This is a genomic window from Yersinia enterocolitica subsp. enterocolitica (genome assembly GCF_901472495.1).
GTDB lineage: Bacteria > Pseudomonadota > Gammaproteobacteria > Enterobacterales > Enterobacteriaceae > Yersinia > Yersinia enterocolitica.
In genome coordinates, this window is the sequence record NZ_LR590469.1 from 4,114,831 (window position 1) to 4,134,047 (window position 19,217).

A 19,217-nucleotide genomic window follows, 5' to 3' on the forward strand; every position below is an offset into this window, starting at 1 on the left:
GAAGGGGTAACTCAGTCATGTTTCGTGGGGCAACGATGGTTAACCTCGACAGCAAAGGGCGGCTTGCCGTACCTACCCGTTACCGGGATTTGCTGAATGAGGAATCGCAAGGCCAGATGGTCTGTACCATAGACCTTCACCAACCATGTCTGTTGCTTTATACACTCCCTGCATGGGAAGTCATTGAACAAAAATTATCCCGGCTGTCGAGCATGAACCCAGCTGAACGTCGCGTTCAGCGTTTGTTGTTAGGTCATGCCAGTGAATGTCAGATGGACGGCGCTGGGCGCTTACTGATTGCAGGAACATTGCGTCAGCACGCCGGGCTGAATAAAGAAGTGATGCTGGTTGGACAGTTCAACAAGTTTGAACTGTGGGATGAACAGACCTGGTATCAACAAGTCAAGGATGACATCGACGCAGAACAGTCCACTCAGGAACCTCTATCTGAGCGGCTACAGGACTTATCGCTATAAGCATGGTAGATAACAATCACATTGTAGATAACAACTACAAGCACACCAGCGTATTGCTGGATGAGGCGGTTAACGGCCTGAACATCCGTAATAACGGCATCTATATTGACGGAACTTTTGGCCGTGGTGGCCACTCGCGTCTGATTTTGTCCCAACTTGGGCCAGAAGGGCGCCTGATAGCAATAGATCGTGACCCACAAGCGATTGAAGCAGCGAAATCCATTACAGACCCACGTTTTTCTATCGTACACGGCCCATTTTCTGATTTAGCGCATTATGTGCGGGAATTGGATTTAGTCGGCCGTATTAACGGTGTATTGCTGGATCTGGGCGTCTCCTCTCCCCAATTAGATGATCCTGAGCGCGGTTTTTCCTTCATGCGCGATGGGCCATTGGATATGCGCATGGACCCAACTCGTGGCATATCGGCAGCCGAGTGGTTAATGAAAGCCAGTGCTGACGATATCGCTTGGGTGCTGAAAACCTTCGGTGAAGAGCGTTTTGCCAAACGTTTAGCCAAGGCCATTGTTGAGCGTAACCTCACTCAACCGATGACACGCACCAAAGAACTGGCGGATTTGATTGCCAATGCCAGCCCATTCCGCGAAAAACATAAACATCCTGCGACGCGCAGCTTCCAGGCTATCCGCATCTATATCAACAGCGAATTGGAAGAGATAGAGCGCGCGCTTGACGGTGCTCTTGAAGTTTTGGCACCAGAAGGTCGTTTATCTGTTATTAGCTTCCACTCCCTTGAAGACCGTATTGTGAAAAACTTTATCCGTCATCATAGCCGCGGCCCACAGGTTCCGGCAGGTTTGCCATTGACGGAAGCACAGTTACGCAGCATGGGTGGTCGCACCTTGAAATCTGTCGGCAAAATGATGCCGCCAGATGCTGAAGTGGCCGAGAACCCACGGGCGCGTAGCTCGGTATTACGTTTTGCCGAGAGGATTAAAGAGTGATAGGTAACGAACGCCACGGTTTAGTTGGAGTCATCGGCGGGGATTTACTCCGCAATGCGAAGATCCCGTTAATTCTACTGATTGCGGTGTTGGTGTCTGCCATTTTTGTTGTGACCACCGCCCATCGTACGCGCTTGCTGACCGCAGAGCGCGAACAGTTGGTACTGGAACGGGATGCGCTGGATATTGAATGGCGCAACTTGATTCTGGAAGAAAATGCCTTGGGTGATCACAGCCGTGTTGAAAGTATCGCAACCGATAAGCTAAGAATGCAACATGTTGATCCATCACAAGAAAATATTGTGGTTCAGCAATAGGTTTTTCCAATAAATAAAGGAATTTGTCGCCACCATGACTCTGAGTAGCCAAGGTAACGCATGAAAGCAGCGCGCCCCGGGAAGTTAAAGCGCCAGGAAGAACAAGCCAGCTTTATAAGCTGGCGTTTTGCGTTGCTGTGCGGCTGTATTTTGCTGGCATTGGTCGGCTTGATGTTGCGTACTGCTTATCTGCAAGTGATTAACCCCGATAAGCTGGTGCGCGAGGGCGATATGCGCTCATTGCGGGTACAGGAAGTCCCTACTGCGCGTGGCATGATAAGTGACCGCTCAGGCCGACCACTGGCGGTCAGTGTGCCTGTTAACGCTGTTTGGGCCGATCCCAAAGAGTTAACTGAACGCGGTGGCATTACTCTCGATACCCGCTGGAAAGCCCTGTCTGATGCTTTGGAAATCCCATTAGATCAACTGGCGACGCGCATTAACGCTAACCCGAAAGGGCGCTTTGTTTATCTGGCTCGCCAGGTCAATCCGGCAATTGGCGACTACATCCATAAGCTGAAATTACCCGGAATCTATTTGCGTCAAGAATCCCGCCGTTACTATCCGGCTGGGCAAGTGATGGCACATATCATCGGTGTAACTAACATCGATAGCCAAGGTATTGAAGGTGTAGAAAAAAGCTTTGACCGCTGGCTTACCGGGCAGCCGGGCGAACGCACTGTACGTAAAGACCGTTATGGCCGCGTTATCGAGGATATTTCCTCCGTGGACAGTCAAGCGGCACACAATCTGGTGTTGAGTGTTGATGAGCGCTTGCAGGCGTTGGTATACCGCGAGCTGAACAATGCCGTGGCATTCAACAAAGCAGAGTCGGGGACCGCAGTGCTGGTGGATGTGAATACCGGCGAAGTGTTGGCGATGGCGAACAGCCCATCCTATAACCCGAATAACCTCACCGGTACGCCTAAAGATGCGATGCGTAACCGGGCAATTACCGATATTTTTGAACCCGGCTCGACAGTAAAGCCAATGGTAGTGATGACGGCATTGCAGCACGGCGTTGTGAAAGAGAATAGCGTGCTGAATACCTTGCCGTACTTTGTTAACGGCCACCAGATTAAAGACGTGGCCCGTTATGCAGAGCTATCCGTGACCGGGATCTTGCAGAAGTCGAGTAACGTCGGTGTTTCTAAACTGGCGTTAGCGATGCCATCCTCAGCTTTAGTAGAAACTTACTCAAAGTTTGGGTTTGGGAAAGCGACCAATTTGGGGTTGGTCGGAGAAAGCAGTGGCTTATATCCTAAAAAACAACGGTGGTCTGACATAGAGAGGGCCACCTTCTCTTTCGGCTACGGGCTAATGGTAACACCGTTACAGCTAGCGCGAGTCTATGCAACCATCGGCAGCATGGGGATTTATCGCCCGCTGTCGATTACTAAAGTTGACCCGCCAGTGGCCGGTGAACGCGTCTTCCCTGAACCGCTGGTGCGTACCGTGGTTCATATGATGGAAAGCGTGGCATTACCTGGCGGCGGGGGCACCAAAGCGGCAATCAAAGGCTACCGAATTGCCATTAAAACCGGTACCGCCAAGAAAGTCGGCCCAGATGGCAAATATATGGACCGATATCTCGCTTACACCGCCGGCGTCGCGCCTGCGAGTAACCCTAGATTTGCTCTGGTTGTGGTCATCAATGACCCGCAGGCGGGGAAATATTACGGTGGTGCGGTTTCTGCACCGGTGTTCGGTGCCATCATGGGCGGTGTACTGCGCACCATGAACATTGAGCCAGATGCATTACCCACTGGTGATAAAAGCGAATTAGTGACTAATACAAAAGAGGGTTCAGGTGGCAGATCGTAATTTGCGCGACTTACTCGCTCCTTGGGGGCTAGACGTCCCGGAGCGTGCGCTACGGGAAATGACATTAGACAGCCGTGTTGCCGCTGCCGGGGATTTATTTGTCGCTATTGTCGGCCACCAGACGGACGGGCGTCGCTATATCCCGCAAGCCATCGCTCAAGGTGTGGCGGCCGTGGTTGCTGAAGCTGATGGTGTGGCTCCGGATGCCAGTATGGTCGAGATGCATGGTGTTCCTGTTATATATCTGCGTAATTTGAATCAGCACTTATCCAAGCTGGCGGGACAATTTTACCATCAGCCGGGTGCCGCATTACGTTTGGTCGGTGTGACGGGAACCAATGGTAAAACCACCACCACTCAATTGCTGGCGCAATGGGCTCAAATGTTGGGCGAAACCAGCGCAGTGATGGGGACGGTTGGCAATGGTCTGTTAGGCCAGGTTATCCCGACTGAAAACACCACCGGCTCAGCGGTTGATATCCAGCATTTGCTACGCAATCTGGTTGACCAAGGGGCGACTTTTGCCGCGATGGAAGTCTCCTCCCATGGTTTGATTCAGAACCGCGTAGCCGCATTGCCGTTTGCTGCCGCAGTGTTCACTAACTTAAGCCGTGATCATCTGGATTATCACGGCAATATGGCCAGTTACGAAGCAGCAAAATGGCTGTTGTTCTCCACCCATCAGTCCGAACACAAAATCATTAATGCTGATGACGAAGTCGGTCGCCGCTGGTTAGAGCAGTTGCCGCAAGCTGTCGCCGTTAGTATGGAAAATAATATTCCTGTGGGTTGGAATGGCCCGTGGCTATCTGCCACTCAGGTTCACTATCACGATAATGGTGCCAGTATCGCGTTTGATTCAAGCTGGGGCGAAGGCCAGTTAGAAAGCCGCCTGATGGGGGCATTCAACGTCAGTAACTTGCTGGTGGCACTGGCAACACTGCTTTCACTGGGTTACCCACTAACACAATTATTAGCTGCCGCACCTCATCTACAACCGGTGTGTGGGCGGATGGAAGTATTTAATGCACTGGGTAAACCGACGGTAGTGGTGGATTATGCTCACACACCGGATGCATTGGAAAAAGCACTGGCGGCGGCGCGTTTACATTGTAAAGGCCAACTGTGGTGTGTGTTTGGTTGCGGTGGTGATCGTGACAAAGGTAAGCGCCCACTTATGGGCGGTATCGCGGAACAACTGGCGGATCGGGTGGTTGTCACTGATGATAATCCACGTAGTGAAGAGCCGCAGGCTATTGTCGCCGATATCCTCAGTGGCTTGTTGGATGCTGGGCATGCATTGGCAATTCATGGCCGCGCCGAAGCGGTGACCAGCGCCATTATGCAAGCTAAAGCCGATGATGTGGTGTTGATTGCCGGCAAAGGACATGAAGATTATCAATTGGTCGGTAATCGCCGCCTGGATTACTCTGACCGAGTCACCGTCGCGCGTTTGTTGGGGGTGGTGGCATGATTAAGGTCTCGCTGCATTTTCTGTCCACACTGCTGAACGCTGAATATATTGGTCGCGATAGCGCCGATATTACCGAAGTGACCATTGATACCCGTAAGGTCACTCCTGGGTGTTTATTCGTGGCGCTGAAAGGCGAGCGTTTTGATGGACATGACTTTGCAGAAGATGCTGTTGCCGCTGGCGCTGGTGCTTTGCTGGTAAGTAAACACTTACTGGTGGCGGCACCACAATTAGTGGTTAAAGACACCCGCCTGGCATTGGGGCAATTGGCTGCATGGGTGCGCCAGCAAGTACCTGCCCGGGTGGTAGCCTTGACCGGTTCCTCCGGTAAAACCTCAGTAAAAGAAATGGTTGCGGCAATTTTGCGCCAATGTGGCAAGGTGCTTTATACCGCCGGTAACTTTAATAATGATATCGGCGTACCGCTGACCTTGCTGCGTCTGACGCCCGAGTATGATTTTGCTGTCATTGAGCTAGGTGCAAACCATATCGGTGAAATTGCCTACACCACGGACTTAAGCCGCCCTGAAAGTGCTTTGGTTAACAATTTAGCTGCCGCACATTTGGAAGGTTTTGGCTCACTGGCTGGTGTGGCTCAAGCCAAAGGCGAGATTTTCGCCGGTTTACCCGCGAATGGCACAGCGATTATTAATGCTGATAGCAATGACTGGCCGCACTGGCAGGAAACGTTGCATAACAAGCGCGTATGGCGTTTTGCGCCTCTCGGCGCAGAAGATATCGATTTCTTTGCCAGTGACGTGCGTATTACACCACAAGTCACTCATTTCACTCTGCATTCTCCCTTCGGCACGGTGGGTATCGAATTGCCGCTGCCGGGGCGACATAACATTGCCAATGCATTAGCCGCCGCGGCGTTAGCCATGTCGGTCGGCGCTAGTTTAGCTGCCGTTCGTGAGGGGCTGACGCAATTACAGGCCGTACCAGGTCGCTTATTCCCGATTGAACTTGCTGCTGGCAAGTTGCTGCTCGATGACAGCTACAACGCCAATGTCGGCTCCATGACCGCCGCCGCGCAAGTACTGGCTGAAATGCCGGGCTACCGAGTGATGGTGGTGGGTGATATGGGCGAGTTGGGTGAAACCGCAGTCGATTGTCACCGTCAGGTGGGTGAAGCCGCGCAACAGGCGGGCATCGATAAAGTCCTTAGCGTAGGTACATTAAGCCAGACACTTAGCGATGCAAGCGGGTGCGGCGAACATTTTCAGGATAAGAACACTTTGGCAGCCCGTGTCAGTGAATTGCTGCTCGAACATCCGGTTATCACCGTTTTAATTAAAGGTTCACGTAGCGCCGCCATGGAAAATGTCGTGCGTGCGTTACAGGAGAAGGCATCATGTTAGTTTGGTTGGCTGAATACTTAGTAAAATTTTACTCGGGTTTTAACGTCTTTTCCTATTTGACGTTCCGCGCCATTGTCAGTCTGTTGACGGCATTAATTATCTCGTTGTGGATGGGGCCGCATCTGATCGCCTATTTGCAGAAATTACAGATTGGTCAAGTCGTCCGTAATGACGGGCCAGAGTCACATTTCAGTAAACGCGGTACGCCGACGATGGGCGGCCTGATGATTTTGTTCTCCATCACTATTTCGGTTCTGATGTGGGCTTACCCATCTAACCCATATGTGTGGTGTGTGCTGTTTATTCTTATTGGTTATGGGATTGTCGGTTTTATCGATGATTACCGCAAAGTGGTACGCAAAGACACCAAAGGCCTGATTGCTCGCTGGAAATACTTTTGGCAGTCGATCATTGCACTGGCTGCCGCTTTTGCGATGTACAGCATCGGCAAAGATACCCCAGCCACTGAGCTGGTGGTGCCTTTCTTCAAGGACATCATGCCGCAGCTTGGTTTGCTCTATATCCTGCTGGCTTACTTCGTCATTGTGGGCACCAGCAACGCGGTTAATTTGACCGATGGGTTGGATGGTTTGGCGATTATGCCAACGGTATTTGTTGCGGGCGGTTTCGCACTGGTGGCCTGGGCGACCGGTAACGTGAACTTTGCTGCATACCTGCATATTCCTTATCTGCGCCACGCTGGCGAGCTGGTGATTGTTTGCACCGCGATTGTCGGGGCTGGGCTGGGCTTTTTATGGTTCAACACCTACCCGGCACAAGTGTTTATGGGGGATGTTGGCTCTTTGGCATTGGGCGGGGCGCTGGGTACCATCGCGGTATTGCTGCGCCAAGAGTTTTTATTAGTGATTATGGGCGGGGTGTTCGTGGTTGAAACACTGTCGGTCATCTTGCAAGTCGGTTCCTTTAAGTTACGTGGGCAGCGCATTTTCCGTATGGCCCCGATTCATCATCATTACGAACTTAAAGGCTGGCCAGAACCGCGGGTGATCGTGCGCTTCTGGATTATTTCGCTGATGCTGGTGCTGATTGGCCTGGCGACGCTGAAGGTGCGGTAATTATGGTTGATTATCAGGGTAAGAAAGTCGTCATTATCGGGCTGGGGCTAACCGGCCTTTCCTGCGTTGATTTCTTCATTGCGCGTGGCGTAACGCCGCGTGTGATGGATACCCGTATCAATCCACCGGGCCTGGATAAATTACCCGAAAATGTCGAGCGTCATGTTGGTGACTTGAATCAGCAGTGGTTATTGGATGCTGATTTGATTGTTGCCAGCCCCGGTATTGCGTTGGCACATCCTGCTTTGAGTGAAGCCGCGGAAGCAGGTGTTGAGATTGTCGGCGATATCGAGCTGTTCTGTCGTGAAAATCAGGCACCGGTGGTAGCGATTACCGGCTCTAACGGTAAAAGTACCGTAACCACTCTGGTCGGCGAGATGGCGAAAGCGGCTGGCTGGCAGGTTGGCGTAGGGGGAAATATTGGTGTTCCTGCTCTTAACTTACTGAAACAGTTGACCTTGCAAAAACACGAAAATCAATTGGTGGTGTTGGAATTATCCAGCTTCCAGTTGGAAACCACCTCAAGCTTGCATGCCAGTGCGGCCACCATACTGAACGTGACGGAAGATCATACTGACCGTTATCCGTTCGGTTTGCAGCAATATCGCGCAGCTAAGCTGCGGGTATATGAAAACGCTAAAGTTTGTGTCGTGAATGCCGATGACGCGCTCACTATGCCGGTGCGTGGCGCTGATAACCGCTGTATCAGCTTTGGCGTGGATGTCGGTGACTACCATCTGAATAAGCAGCAGGGAGAAATCTGGCTGCGGGTTCGGGGTGAAAAAGTCTTGAATACCCGCGAAATGAAATTGACCGGTCGCCATAACTATACCAATGCGCTAGCCGCACTGGCATTGGCTGATGCCGTAGGGATTCCGCGCTCATCAAGTTTGAAAGCGCTGACCACGTTCACTGGTTTGCCGCACCGTTTCCAATTGGTGTTTGAACACAACGGCGTGCGTTGGATTAACGACTCCAAAGCCACCAACGTGGGCAGCACAGAAGCGGCTCTGGATGGTTTACCGCTTGATGGCACTTTGCATTTGTTACTGGGCGGCGACGGGAAATCGGCAGATTTCTCCGGGTTGACCCGTTTTTTGCAAGGCGACCATATCAAGATTTACTGTTTTGGGCGTGATGGTGAGCAACTGGCTGAGCTGCGTCCGGAAGTGTCGCAACTGACTGAAACGATGGAACAAGCCATGGTGCTGCTGGCTAAATCACTGGCACCGGGCGATATGGTGTTATTGTCACCCGCTTGCGCCAGCTTGGATCAGTTCCGCAGCTTCGAACAACGTGGTGATGAGTTTGCTCGTCTGGCAGAGGAGTTGGGCTGATGCGTATGCCGGGGCTGGGGCTGTTTAATACCGTAAAACATTTTGTGATGGGGTCGCGCGAAAGCGACACCACCAGCATGGTGCTTTACGACAGAACCTTGCTGTGGCTGACCTTTGGTTTGGCAATTATTGGTTTTGTGATGGTGACATCGGCATCGATGCCAATTGGTCAGCGTCTGGCAGGTGACCCTTTCCTGTTTGCCAAGCGTGATGCGCTGTATTTGGCACTGGCATTCGGTTTGTCGCTGGTGACTTTACGTATTCCAATGGATGTCTGGCAGCGCTATAGCAATATTATGTTGCTGATTTCAATTGTGATGTTGCTGGTAGTGCTGGTTGTGGGTAGCTCGGTCAACGGGGCATCCCGCTGGATCTCTCTCGGGCCGTTGCGTATTCAGCCGGCTGAGCTATCTAAGTTATCGCTGTTTTGCTACCTGGCCAGCTATCTGGTACGCAAGGTGGAAGAGGTTCGCAGTAACTTTTGGGGTTTTTGTAAGCCCATGGGCGTAATGGTTATTTTGGCCGTATTACTACTCGCGCAACCCGATTTAGGTACCGTGGTAGTACTGTTTATCACTACGCTGGCGATGTTGTTTCTGGCTGGTGCCAAAATGTGGCAGTTTTTAGCCATTATCGGTTCTGGCGTGTTTGCCGTTTGCCTGCTAATTGTTGCTGAACCTTATCGTATGCGTCGAGTGACATCATTCTGGAACCCGTGGGCGGATCCCTTCGGCAGTGGTTACCAGTTGACCCAATCGCTGATGGCTTTTGGTCGCGGTGAATTCTGGGGGCAGGGCTTAGGGAATTCAGTGCAGAAACTGGAGTATTTACCGGAAGCACATACTGACTTTATTTTCTCTATTTTAGGCGAGGAACTCGGGTATTTCGGTGTGGTTCTTGCATTGTTAATGGTATTCTTCGTCGCTTTTCGTGCTATGTCCATTGGGCGTCGCGCTTTAGAGATAGATCAGCGATTTTCTGGCTTTTTGGCCTGTTCGATTGGTGTCTGGTTTAGCTTCCAGGCGCTGGTTAACGTTGGGGCTGCTGCTGGAATGTTGCCAACCAAAGGTTTGACACTGCCGCTGATAAGTTACGGTGGTTCGAGCCTGATTATTATGTCAACAGCCATAGTGCTGTTGTTACGCATTGATTTTGAAACACGTCTGGCAAAAGCCCAGGCGTTTGTAAGGAGTGCCCGATGAGTGGCAAGACCAAGCGTTTAATGGTGATGGCGGGTGGCACTGGGGGGCATGTCTTCCCCGGTTTGGCCGTAGCTCATCATCTGATGGCGCAAGGCTGGCAGGTGCGTTGGTTAGGCACCGCCGACAGAATGGAAGCGTCATTGGTGCCCAAGAACGGTATTGAAATTGATTTTATTGAGATTTCTGGTTTGCGCGGTAAGGGCTTGATGGCCCAACTGACCGCACCGGTACGTATTTATCGCGCGGTGCGTCAGGCGAAGAAAATCATGCGTGATTACCAGCCGGATGTGGTGCTGGGGATGGGCGGTTATGTTTCCGGTCCCGGTGGTTTGGCGGCATGGTTGTGCGGTATCCCGGTAGTATTACATGAGCAGAACGGGATTGCGGGTTTGACTAACCGCTGGCTGGCCAGAATCGCGAAAAAAGTTTTACAGGCCTTCCCCGGCGCATTCCCAAATGCAGATGTTGTTGGTAATCCGGTTCGTACCGATGTTCTTGCGCTGCCATTGCCGGCGCAACGTTTGGTAGGCCGTGAAGGGCCGATTCGTGTATTGGTTATCGGTGGTAGCCAAGGTGCGCGGGTGCTAAATCAGACGATGCCGCAGGTTGCAGCAACATTGGGTGAACAGATAACTATTTGGCATCAGGTGGGTAAAGACGCATTACCCGATGTGCTGCAAGCCTACCAGCAAGCAGGGCAGGGTGATAAGCATCAGGTAGTTGAGTTTATTGATGACATGGCTGCGGCTTATGCCTGGGCTGATGTGGTGGTTTGCCGTTCCGGTGCGTTGACGGTCAGCGAAGTTGCCGCAGCAGGGTTACCGGCGATTTTTGTGCCGTTCCAACATAAAGACCGGCAGCAATATTGGAATGCATTGCCGCTGGAAAAAGCCGGTGCCGCCAAAATTATTGAACAGCCACAATTTACAGCACAAGCGGTGAGTAACCTGTTAGCCGAGTGGGATCGTCCCACCTTATTAGCGATGGCCGAGCAAGCAAGACTGGTGGCTATTCCTGACGCGACTGAGCGAGTGGCCGCCGAAGTGGTCGCTGCCAGTAAGTGATACAGAAAAGATAGTTATCGCTCGCACTTATGCGGGCTATGAATATGTAACAGACAAAAAAGTGAAGAAAAACGTGAATACACAACAACTGGCGAAACTACGTACTATCGTGCCCGAGATGCGTCGCGTCCGGCACATTCACTTTGTTGGCATCGGTGGTGCCGGCATGGGTGGTATCGCTGAAGTGTTGGCAAACGAAGGTTATCAGATTAGCGGTTCAGATTTGGCACCCAATCCGGTCACTCAGCATTTGACTTCATTAGGCGCACAGATTTATTTCCATCACCGTCCAGAGAATGTGCTGGATGCCAGTGTGGTGGTGGTTTCAACAGCAATTTCTGCGGATAACCCGGAGATTGTTGCAGCTCGCGAGGCGCGTATTCCGGTAATTCGTCGTGCTGAGATGCTGGCTGAATTGATGCGTTTCCGTCATGGGATTGCGGTTGCTGGTACGCACGGCAAAACGACCACCACAGCGATGGTTTCCAGCATTTATGCCGAAGCAGGTTTGGATCCAACATTTGTGAATGGCGGTTTGGTGAAAGCGGCGGGCACTCATGCCCGGTTAGGTTCCAGCCGTTATTTGATAGCCGAAGCTGATGAGAGTGATGCGTCATTCCTGCATTTGCAGCCGATGGTGGCGATTGTCACCAACATCGAAGCCGACCATATGGATACTTATCAGGGCGACTTTGAAAATTTAAAACAGACATTTATTAACTTTTTGCACAACTTGCCATTCTATGGCCGTGCAGTGATGTGTATCGACGATCCAGTGGTGCGTGAGTTGTTACCACGGGTAGGTCGCCATATCACCACCTACGGTTTCAGCGATGACGCCGATGTACAGATCGCCAGCTACCGGCAAGAAGGCCCACAGGGGCACTTCACACTGAAACGACTGGATAAGCCGCTGATGACAGTGACCTTGAATGCACCGGGCCGTCATAACGCGCTAAATGCGGCTGCGGCAGTGGCTGTCGCGACCGAAGAAGGTATTGAAGACAATGACATCCTGCGTGCGCTGGCAGGGTTCCAAGGGACTGGCCGCCGCTTTGATTTTCTTGGTAACTTCCCGCTGGCACCGGTCAACGGAAAAGAAGGTAGTGCAATGCTGGTGGATGACTATGGTCATCACCCGACAGAAGTGGATGCCACGATTAAAGCTGCACGTGCTGGCTGGCCGGATAAACGTATTGTGATGGTATTCCAGCCGCACCGTTATACCCGAACACGCGATTTGTATGACGACTTTGCTAATGTTCTGTCGCAAGTTGATGTTTTACTTATGTTAGATGTGTACGCCGCCGGAGAACCGCCAATCCCTGGCGCGGATAGCCGCTCGTTGTGCCGTACCATCCGTAATCGTGGCAAATTGGACCCTATTTTGGTGTCAGACAGTGATACGGTGCCCGAGGTGTTAGCGCAAGTGCTGAATGGCGATGACCTTATTCTGGTTCAGGGCGCAGGCAACATTGGTAAGATTGCCCGTAAATTGGCTGAGCTTAAATTGCAGCCACAGACAAAAGACGAGGAACATCATGGCTGAGAAAGTTGCGGTACTGCTGGGTGGGGCCTCTGCTGAACGTGAAGTGTCATTGTTATCAGGCGAGGCGGTATTAGCGGGCTTGAGAGAGGCTGGTATCGATGCTCATGGTATTGATACTAAAGACTTCCCGGTGACACAGCTTAAAGAGCAAGGCTTTGATAAGGTCTTTATCGCTTTGCATGGGCGTGGTGGTGAAGACGGCACGCTGCAAGGGGTGTTGGAGTTTCTGCAATTGCCTTATACCGGCAGTGGTGTGATGGCTTCAGCGCTGACAATGGACAAATTACGCACCAAATTGGTATGGCAAGCTTCAGGTTTGCCAATTTCACCGTATATCGCGTTGAATCGTCAACAGTTTGAAACACTTTCGTCAGAGGAATTGGCGGCGTGTGTCGCTAAGCTTGGCCTGCCATTAATCGTTAAGCCAAGTCATGAAGGCTCTAGCGTAGGAATGAGCAAGGTTGATCAGGCGAATCAATTGCATTCTGCTCTGGTTGAAGCTTTCCGTCACGACACTGATGTGCTGATTGAGAAATGGTTGAGTGGGCCAGAGTTTACCGTCGCGATCCTTGGTAATGATGTTTTACCGTCAATTCGCATTCAGGCTCCCGGTGTGTTTTATGATTATGAAGCTAAATATCTGTCTGATGAGACCCAGTACTTTTGCCCAAGTGGCTTGAGTGCTGAGTTAGAACAACAGTTGGCTGCATTGTCATTACAGGCCTATCAGGCATTGGGTTGCAGCGGCTGGGGCCGAGTTGACGTTATGCAAGATAGCGATGGCCGTTTCTACCTGCTTGAAGTGAATACTTCACCGGGTATGACCAGCCACAGTTTAGTGCCGATGGCTGCCCGCCAACATGGGTTGAGTTTTTCCCAGTTGGTGGTCCGAATTCTGACGTTGGCTGACTAATATGTCGCAAGCTGCCCTAAATGCGCGTGAACGTGCGGCTGAAAACAGCGCAGCCCGGCGCAGTAACGGAGGCCAATTAGCTGGGCTGATTTTCCTGCTGATGGTGCTGGGTACCATCCTCTGGGGGGGCTGGGTGGTAGTAGGTTGGATGAAAGATGCCAGCCGATTGCCACTGTCTAAACTGGTGGTGACCGGTGAGCGCCATTACACCACCAATGACGATATTCGCCAGGCGATTCTGTCATTGGGCGCACCGGGTACCTTTATGACGCAGGATGTCAATATCATCCAGCAGCAGATTGAACGGTTACCTTGGATTCAGCAGGCCAGTGTGCGCAAACAGTGGCCGGATGAGCTGAAGATCCATCTGGTGGAGTATGTGCCTTTTGCCCGCTGGAATGATTTGCATATGGTGGATGAGCAAGGGCGGTCATTCAGTGTGCCGTCTGAACGAGTCGGCAAACAGAAATTGCCATTACTGTATGGCCCGGAGGGTAGTGAACAGGATGTTCTGGAAGGCTACCGGGCAATAAATAAAGTGTTAGCGGCCAATAAGTATCAGCTAAAAATGGTGGCGATGAGTGCCAGACATTCTTGGCAGTTGGCCTTAGATAATGATGTTCGGCTGGAGCTGGGACGGGATGACCGGATGGGGCGTTTGCAACGTTTCATCGAGTTGTATCCGATGTTGCAACAGCAGCCAGATAAACGGGTCAGTTATGTTGATTTGCGATATGAAACAGGGGCTGCAATAGGTTGGGCTCCGGTATTTATCGGCAGTCAGGGTGGTGAGCCACCAGTAAATGGCCAGCAGAACAGTAATCCGCAACAGAATCAGGCACAGGCAAAACAACAATGATCAAGTCGACGGACAGAAAACTGGTAGTAGGTCTTGAGATCGGAACGGCAAAGGTCTCCGCATTGGTAGGGGAAGTTCTGCCCGATGGCATGGTCAATATTATTGGGGTTGGCAGTTGCCCATCCCGTGGCATGGATAAGGGTGGGGTTAACGACCTTGAATCGGTAGTGAAATGCGTTCAACGCGCTATCGATCAGGCAGAGTTAATGGCGGATTGCCAAATTTCATCTGTCTATCTGGCATTATCGGGCAAACATATCAGTTGTCAGAATGAAATAGGGATGGTTCCTATTTCAGAAGAGGAAGTAACTCAGGAAGATGTAGAGAACGTAGTGCATACCGCGAAGTCGGTACGTGTGCGTGATGAACATCGTATCCTGCACGTTATTCCGCAGGAATATGCCATCGATTACCAAGAAGGCATCAAAAATCCGGTGGGCCTTTCTGGCGTGCGGATGCAGGCTAAAGTGCACCTGATTACGTGCCATAACGATATGGCGAAGAATATTGTTAAAGCGGTGGAGCGTTGTGGTCTGAAAGTGGACCAACTGATTTTCGCCGGTTTAGCGGCAAGTTATGCAGTATTGACCGAAGATGAGCGTGAGCTGGGTGTCTGTGTGGTCGACATCGGCGGCGGTACCATGGATATGGCGGTTTATACCGGTGGGGCGTTGCGCCACACCAAAGTTATCCCTTACGCCGGGAACGTGGTGACTAGCGATATTGCGTATGCCTTCGGAACACCGCCTACCGATGCGGAAGCGATTAAAGTTCGACACGGCTGTGCGCTCGGGTCGATAGTCAGCAAGGACGAAAGTGTAGAAGTGCCAAGTGTTGGCGGACGCCCTCCCCGTAGTCTGCAAAGACAGACGCTCGCTGAGGTTATAGAACCACGCTACACCGAACTGCTGAATTTGGTTAATGACGAGATTTTACAATTGCAGGAGCAATTACGTCAGCAAGGCGTGAAGCATCATCTGGCAGCCGGTATCGTGCTGACAGGCGGAGCGGCACAAATTGATGGTTTGGCTGAATGTGCTCAACGGGTATTTCATGCCCAGGTTCGCATCGGCCAACCGCTCAATATCACCGGGCTGACGGATTATGCACAGGAACCTTATTACTCCACTGCTGTTGGGTTGTTGCACTATGGTAAAGAATCTCATCTCAGTGGTGAGTCAGAAGTAGAAAAACGTGCCTCAGTGGGCAATTGGTTTAAACGCATCAATAGCTGGCTGAGAAAAGAGTTTTAATGTTTCAACAAAGAGATCATGCTGAACATATTTTTTGATCTCGAAGCGACAGGCACAAAACGGAGAGAAACTATGTTTGAACCTATGGAACTAACCAATGACGCGGTGATTAAAGTCATCGGCGTCGGTGGTGGCGGTGGTAATGCCGTCGAACACATGGTGCGCGAGCGCATCGAAGGTGTTGAATTCTTCGCCGTTAATACAGACGCTCAGGCGCTACGTAAGACGGCTGTTGGCCAAACCATCCAGATTGGTAGCGGTATTACCAAAGGTCTGGGTGCTGGCGCGAACCCGGAAGTGGGTCGCAATTCAGCAGAAGAAGACCGTGAAGCTCTGCGTGCAGCTCTTGAAGGCGCAGACATGGTCTTTATCGCCGCAGGCATGGGCGGTGGTACTGGTACCGGTGCGGCTCCTGTTGTTGCTGAAGTGGCAAAAGAACTGGGTATTCTGACAGTTGCCGTGGTTACCAAGCCTTTCAATTTCGAAGGCAAGAAACGCATGGCATTTGCTGAGCAGGGTATTGCTGAACTGTCCAAACATGTGGACTCACTGATCACTATCCCGAACGACAAACTATTGAAAGTTCTGGGTCGTGGCATCTCGTTACTGGATGCATTCGGTGCAGCTAACGACGTATTAAAAGGCGCTGTTCAGGGTATCGCCGAGTTGATTACCCGCCCAGGCTTGATGAACGTCGACTTTGCTGACGTGCGCACTGTAATGTCCGAAATGGGTTATGCCATGATGGGCTCAGGTGTGGCTTGCGGTGAAGATCGTGCTGAAGAAGCAGCAGAAATGGCGATTTCCAGCCCGTTGCTGGAAGATATCGACCTGTCTGGCGCTCGCGGCGTGTTGGTCAACATCACTGCTGGTTTCGATTTGCGTTTGGATGAATTCGAAACTGTGGGTAACACCATTCGTGCATTTGCATCCGACAATGCGACCGTCGTTATCGGTACATCGTTAGACCCGGAAATGAACGACGAACTGCGCGTAACTGTGGTTGCAACCGGTATCGGCATGGATAAACGCCCTGAAATCACGCTGGTTACTAACAAGCAGACACAGCCTGTTATGGATCACCGTTACCAGCAGCATGGCATGTCACCTTTACCTCAGGAAGTTAAGCCTGCGGCTAAAGTGGTCAATGACCCCACTGCTCAAACCAATAAAGAGCCCGATTATTTGGATATTCCGGCATTTTTGCGTAAGCAAGCCGACTAATTTCCGAAAATATTGGAATCTCCGCTCTTTGTGCTAAACTGTCCCGCCGATCTTGTTATAAGCTTGGTCGGTAGGATGGATAACATTGCGAGATAAAACGATGATCAAACAAAGGACTTTAAAACGTATTGTTCAGGCGACTGGCGTCGGTTTGCACACCGGTAAGAAAGTCACACTGACAATGCGACCCGCGCCGGCTAACACCGGGGTCATCTATCGTCGCACTGACTTGAATCCACCGGTTGATTTTCCGGCAGATGCAAAATCCGTGCGTGATACCATGCTCTGTACTTGCCTGGTCAATGAGCATGACGTGCGTATTTCTACTGTTGAGCATCTCAACGCTGCTCTGGCAGGGTTAGGGATTGATAACATTATTATTGAAGTTAACGCTCCCGAAGTACCGATAATGGATGGTAGTGCCAGTCCATTCGTGTACTTGCTGCTGGATGCGGGTATCGAAGAGTTAAACTCTGCGAAGAAATTCCTGCGTCTGAAAGAGACTGTGCGGGTTGAAGACGGTGATAAATGGGCTGAATTGTCTCCATTCAATGGATTCCGTTTAGATTTTACCATTGATTTTAATCACCCGGCGATTGACTCCAGTACGCAGCGCTACCGTTTAGATTTCTCGGCCGATTCATTCGTCCGTCAAATCAGCCGTGCGCGTACTTTTGGTTTCATGCGTGATATCGAATACTTACAGTCCCGCGGTTTGTGCCTGGGCGGTAGTTTCGATTGTGCCATCGTGGTAGATGATTACCGCGTATTAAACGAAGATGGCCTGCGCTTCGAAGATGAATTTGTTCGTCACAAAATGCTGGACGCCATTGGCGACCTGTTTATGTGTGGCCACAATATTATTGGCGCGTTTACTGCGTACAAATCAGGTCATGCCTTGAACAACAAGCTATTGCAGGCTGTTTTAGCTAAGCAAGAAGCTTGGGAATTTGTGACGTTCCAAGACGAAGCCGAAATGCCATTGGCATTCAAAGCTCCGTCTACAGTATTAGCTTACTAAATTTATTTATACCCAAAGTAATTGAAGTTGCAGGTAGGCAGCAATCGAATGACAAATTGGTTCCCGACCAATTTGAACAGCATTTATGCTAGCCCGTAGGGTGAGCCTCAAAGATGAGGCTCATTCATCCCGCTGAGCTGACTGAAATCAGTAATTCGGGTGAATAAGAGCAGCTAACAACCCTGCAAATTTAAGTAAGAAGGGTAAATTTATTTATCACTTTTGGTTGTGCTGGCACTCTCTCCGGCCAGCGCAGCCAATCGTTCCAATATCGTCCTCAGTTTTTCAGGGCTACGGCTCGCTAATCCTCTTAATTCCTTAGCGCTTTCCAAACTTAACTGACGTAATGGCGGCGATTTCTCAGTATTTCCTGACGATTTCTCGGCATTTTGTGTCATGTTATGACCGCTGGCCATTAACGACGGATTAATCCTGATGTCGATTGAAGACAATGATGGTAGAATTTGCGCTCGTAGTGCAGAGAGTAAAGCAGGTTGTTCATAACGCAAGCGCATTAACCAGCTGGCGTTCGCGGTTTCTAGCACTAAAACACTCTGGCGATAGTTAGCAACACGGCACCACGGCTGCAATTGTGAAGGGAGCAATCCTTTTACCGCACGGTTAAGTTTTAACAGTGCAGTAGCGCGTTGTTGTACGTTATGCAGCGGTCCGTTTTCTGCTGCAATTGCATCATCGAACAGAACATCTAATAATTGTGGGCGGCTTTCACGCATTGACAAGGCTCCGGCGGATTTTAAACTCGTGATCGGTATTCTAAATCGTTGGCGACAATTTGGCAGACGTTATTTCTGGCCGCATCTCCTGTTGGGGATGGTCGCGGCGAGTCTTGGCGTGCCATCAAACCTGTCTGGCGTTCCTGATCAAGCTGCAATACCGAACACATCATCAAGCCAAAGCCGTCAGAATTACGGTGCGACAAACTTTAGTAGTTTGGCATTGCTGCATGATATGCATCGTCGCCCTTCATTCAGCGTAGACTATTGGCAACAGCATGCACTGCGCACGGTTATTCGTCATCTTTCATTTGCACTGGCACCTCAAGTGGCTTATGCCCGGGTGCAAGAAGTGGCAGAGGCAGAACAAGTACAACCATCACAAATTCAGCAGCTTGCATTGTTGAATACGCTGAATGCGTTACTGACCCATGAGTTCAAACCACCCACTATTATTCGCTATACCGAGCAGATTAAACGGCCTGTTCTTTCGTTGCATAAACCGGGACTTTGGCTTGCACAAGTGCAAGGAATCCGTGCCGGGCCTGCCAATTTCATCTAATTATTC

18 protein-coding genes are annotated in these 19,217 nt (G+C 50.9%); 17 read left to right on the forward strand and 1 reads right to left on the reverse strand.

The genetic code is table 11. From position 1 onward, the window contains the following. Positions 1-17: 17 nt before the first annotated feature. The 16 genes from mraZ (at position 18) to lpxC (ending at position 17,915) form a co-directional block, all read left to right on the forward strand. Positions 18-476 (forward strand): division/cell wall cluster transcriptional repressor MraZ, encoded by a 459-nt coding sequence (gene mraZ, locus FGL26_RS19420; protein ID WP_005167064.1) that lies wholly within the window; start codon positions 18-20, stop codon positions 474-476. Between the two features lie 2 nt (positions 477-478). Then, positions 479-1,441 carry a 16S rRNA (cytosine(1402)-N(4))-methyltransferase RsmH gene (gene rsmH / locus FGL26_RS19425; protein WP_005167066.1) on the forward strand — a complete coding sequence of 321 codons (963 nt, stop codon included), beginning with the start codon at positions 479-481 and terminating at the stop codon, positions 1,439-1,441. Beyond that, positions 1,438-1,758 carry a cell division protein FtsL gene (ftsL, locus tag FGL26_RS19430; protein ID WP_005156880.1) on the forward strand — a complete coding sequence of 107 codons (321 nt, stop codon included), beginning with the start codon at positions 1,438-1,440 and terminating at the stop codon, positions 1,756-1,758. The genes rsmH and ftsL overlap by 4 nt, the downstream gene beginning before the upstream one ends. A gap of 60 nt (positions 1,759-1,818) precedes the next feature. After that, positions 1,819-3,582, forward strand: coding sequence for a peptidoglycan glycosyltransferase FtsI (locus FGL26_RS19435; protein ID WP_005156878.1), 1,764 nt, complete (start codon positions 1,819-1,821; stop codon positions 3,580-3,582). Beyond that, a complete protein-coding gene (murE, locus tag FGL26_RS19440) occupies positions 3,569-5,056 on the forward strand; it encodes a UDP-N-acetylmuramoyl-L-alanyl-D-glutamate--2,6-diaminopimelate ligase (RefSeq protein ID WP_005167067.1) in 1,488 nt (495 codons plus the stop codon). Before FGL26_RS19435 ends, murE begins: the two co-directional genes overlap by 14 nt. Further along, positions 5,053-6,417 carry a UDP-N-acetylmuramoyl-tripeptide--D-alanyl-D-alanine ligase gene (gene murF, locus FGL26_RS19445; RefSeq protein ID WP_005167068.1) on the forward strand — a complete coding sequence of 455 codons (1,365 nt, stop codon included), beginning with the start codon at positions 5,053-5,055 and terminating at the stop codon, positions 6,415-6,417. Before murE ends, murF begins: the two co-directional genes overlap by 4 nt. After that, on the forward strand, positions 6,411-7,493 hold the full coding sequence (gene mraY, locus FGL26_RS19450; RefSeq protein WP_005167069.1) for a phospho-N-acetylmuramoyl-pentapeptide-transferase: 1,083 nt from the start codon (positions 6,411-6,413) through the stop codon (positions 7,491-7,493). Before murF ends, mraY begins: the two co-directional genes overlap by 7 nt. 2 nt (positions 7,494-7,495) lie before the next feature. Then, positions 7,496-8,830 (forward strand): UDP-N-acetylmuramoyl-L-alanine--D-glutamate ligase, encoded by a 1,335-nt coding sequence (gene murD, locus FGL26_RS19455; RefSeq protein ID WP_005167071.1) that lies wholly within the window; start codon positions 7,496-7,498, stop codon positions 8,828-8,830. After that, positions 8,830-10,032 carry a cell division protein FtsW gene (gene ftsW / locus FGL26_RS19460; protein ID WP_005156865.1) on the forward strand — a complete coding sequence of 401 codons (1,203 nt, stop codon included), beginning with the start codon at positions 8,830-8,832 and terminating at the stop codon, positions 10,030-10,032. Before murD ends, ftsW begins: the two co-directional genes overlap by 1 nt. Beyond that, entirely contained in the window at positions 10,029-11,096 is a 1,068-nt protein-coding gene (gene murG / locus FGL26_RS19465) for an undecaprenyldiphospho-muramoylpentapeptide beta-N-acetylglucosaminyltransferase (protein WP_005167073.1), read from the forward strand. The genes ftsW and murG overlap by 4 nt, the downstream gene beginning before the upstream one ends. A gap of 73 nt (positions 11,097-11,169) precedes the next feature. Further along, positions 11,170-12,645 carry a UDP-N-acetylmuramate--L-alanine ligase gene (gene murC, locus FGL26_RS19470; RefSeq protein ID WP_005167075.1) on the forward strand — a complete coding sequence of 492 codons (1,476 nt, stop codon included), beginning with the start codon at positions 11,170-11,172 and terminating at the stop codon, positions 12,643-12,645. Next, on the forward strand, positions 12,638-13,558 hold the full coding sequence (locus FGL26_RS19475) for a D-alanine--D-alanine ligase (RefSeq protein WP_005167078.1): 921 nt from the start codon (positions 12,638-12,640) through the stop codon (positions 13,556-13,558). Before murC ends, FGL26_RS19475 begins: the two co-directional genes overlap by 8 nt. Position 13,559: 1 nt before the next feature. Continuing rightward, positions 13,560-14,417 carry a cell division protein FtsQ gene (ftsQ, locus tag FGL26_RS19480; RefSeq protein ID WP_005167080.1) on the forward strand — a complete coding sequence of 286 codons (858 nt, stop codon included), beginning with the start codon at positions 13,560-13,562 and terminating at the stop codon, positions 14,415-14,417. After that, positions 14,414-15,670 (forward strand): cell division protein FtsA, encoded by a 1,257-nt coding sequence (ftsA, locus tag FGL26_RS19485; RefSeq protein WP_002210431.1) that lies wholly within the window; start codon positions 14,414-14,416, stop codon positions 15,668-15,670. Before ftsQ ends, ftsA begins: the two co-directional genes overlap by 4 nt. 72 nt (positions 15,671-15,742) lie before the next feature. Next, positions 15,743-16,894: a cell division protein FtsZ gene (ftsZ, locus tag FGL26_RS19490; RefSeq protein ID WP_004389003.1), complete on the forward strand. Its 1,152-nt coding sequence runs from the start codon at positions 15,743-15,745 to the stop codon at positions 16,892-16,894. Between the two features lie 100 nt (positions 16,895-16,994). Continuing rightward, on the forward strand, positions 16,995-17,915 hold the full coding sequence (gene lpxC / locus FGL26_RS19495; RefSeq protein WP_004389005.1) for a UDP-3-O-acyl-N-acetylglucosamine deacetylase: 921 nt from the start codon (positions 16,995-16,997) through the stop codon (positions 17,913-17,915). A 209-nt stretch (positions 17,916-18,124) separates the two neighbouring features. Here the strand turns inward: lpxC and FGL26_RS19500 are convergent, their stop codons facing one another. Next, complete coding sequence (locus FGL26_RS19500; protein ID WP_005167083.1) at positions 18,125-18,649, reverse strand: DUF721 domain-containing protein; 525 nt, start codon at positions 18,647-18,649, stop codon at positions 18,125-18,127. Positions 18,650-18,677: 28 nt separating this feature from the next. On the opposite strand from FGL26_RS19500, the gene secM reads away from it, so the two are divergent. Further along, positions 18,678-19,211, forward strand: coding sequence for a secA translation cis-regulator SecM (gene secM, locus FGL26_RS19505; protein ID WP_005156845.1), 534 nt, complete (start codon positions 18,678-18,680; stop codon positions 19,209-19,211). Positions 19,212-19,217 lie beyond the last annotated feature (6 nt).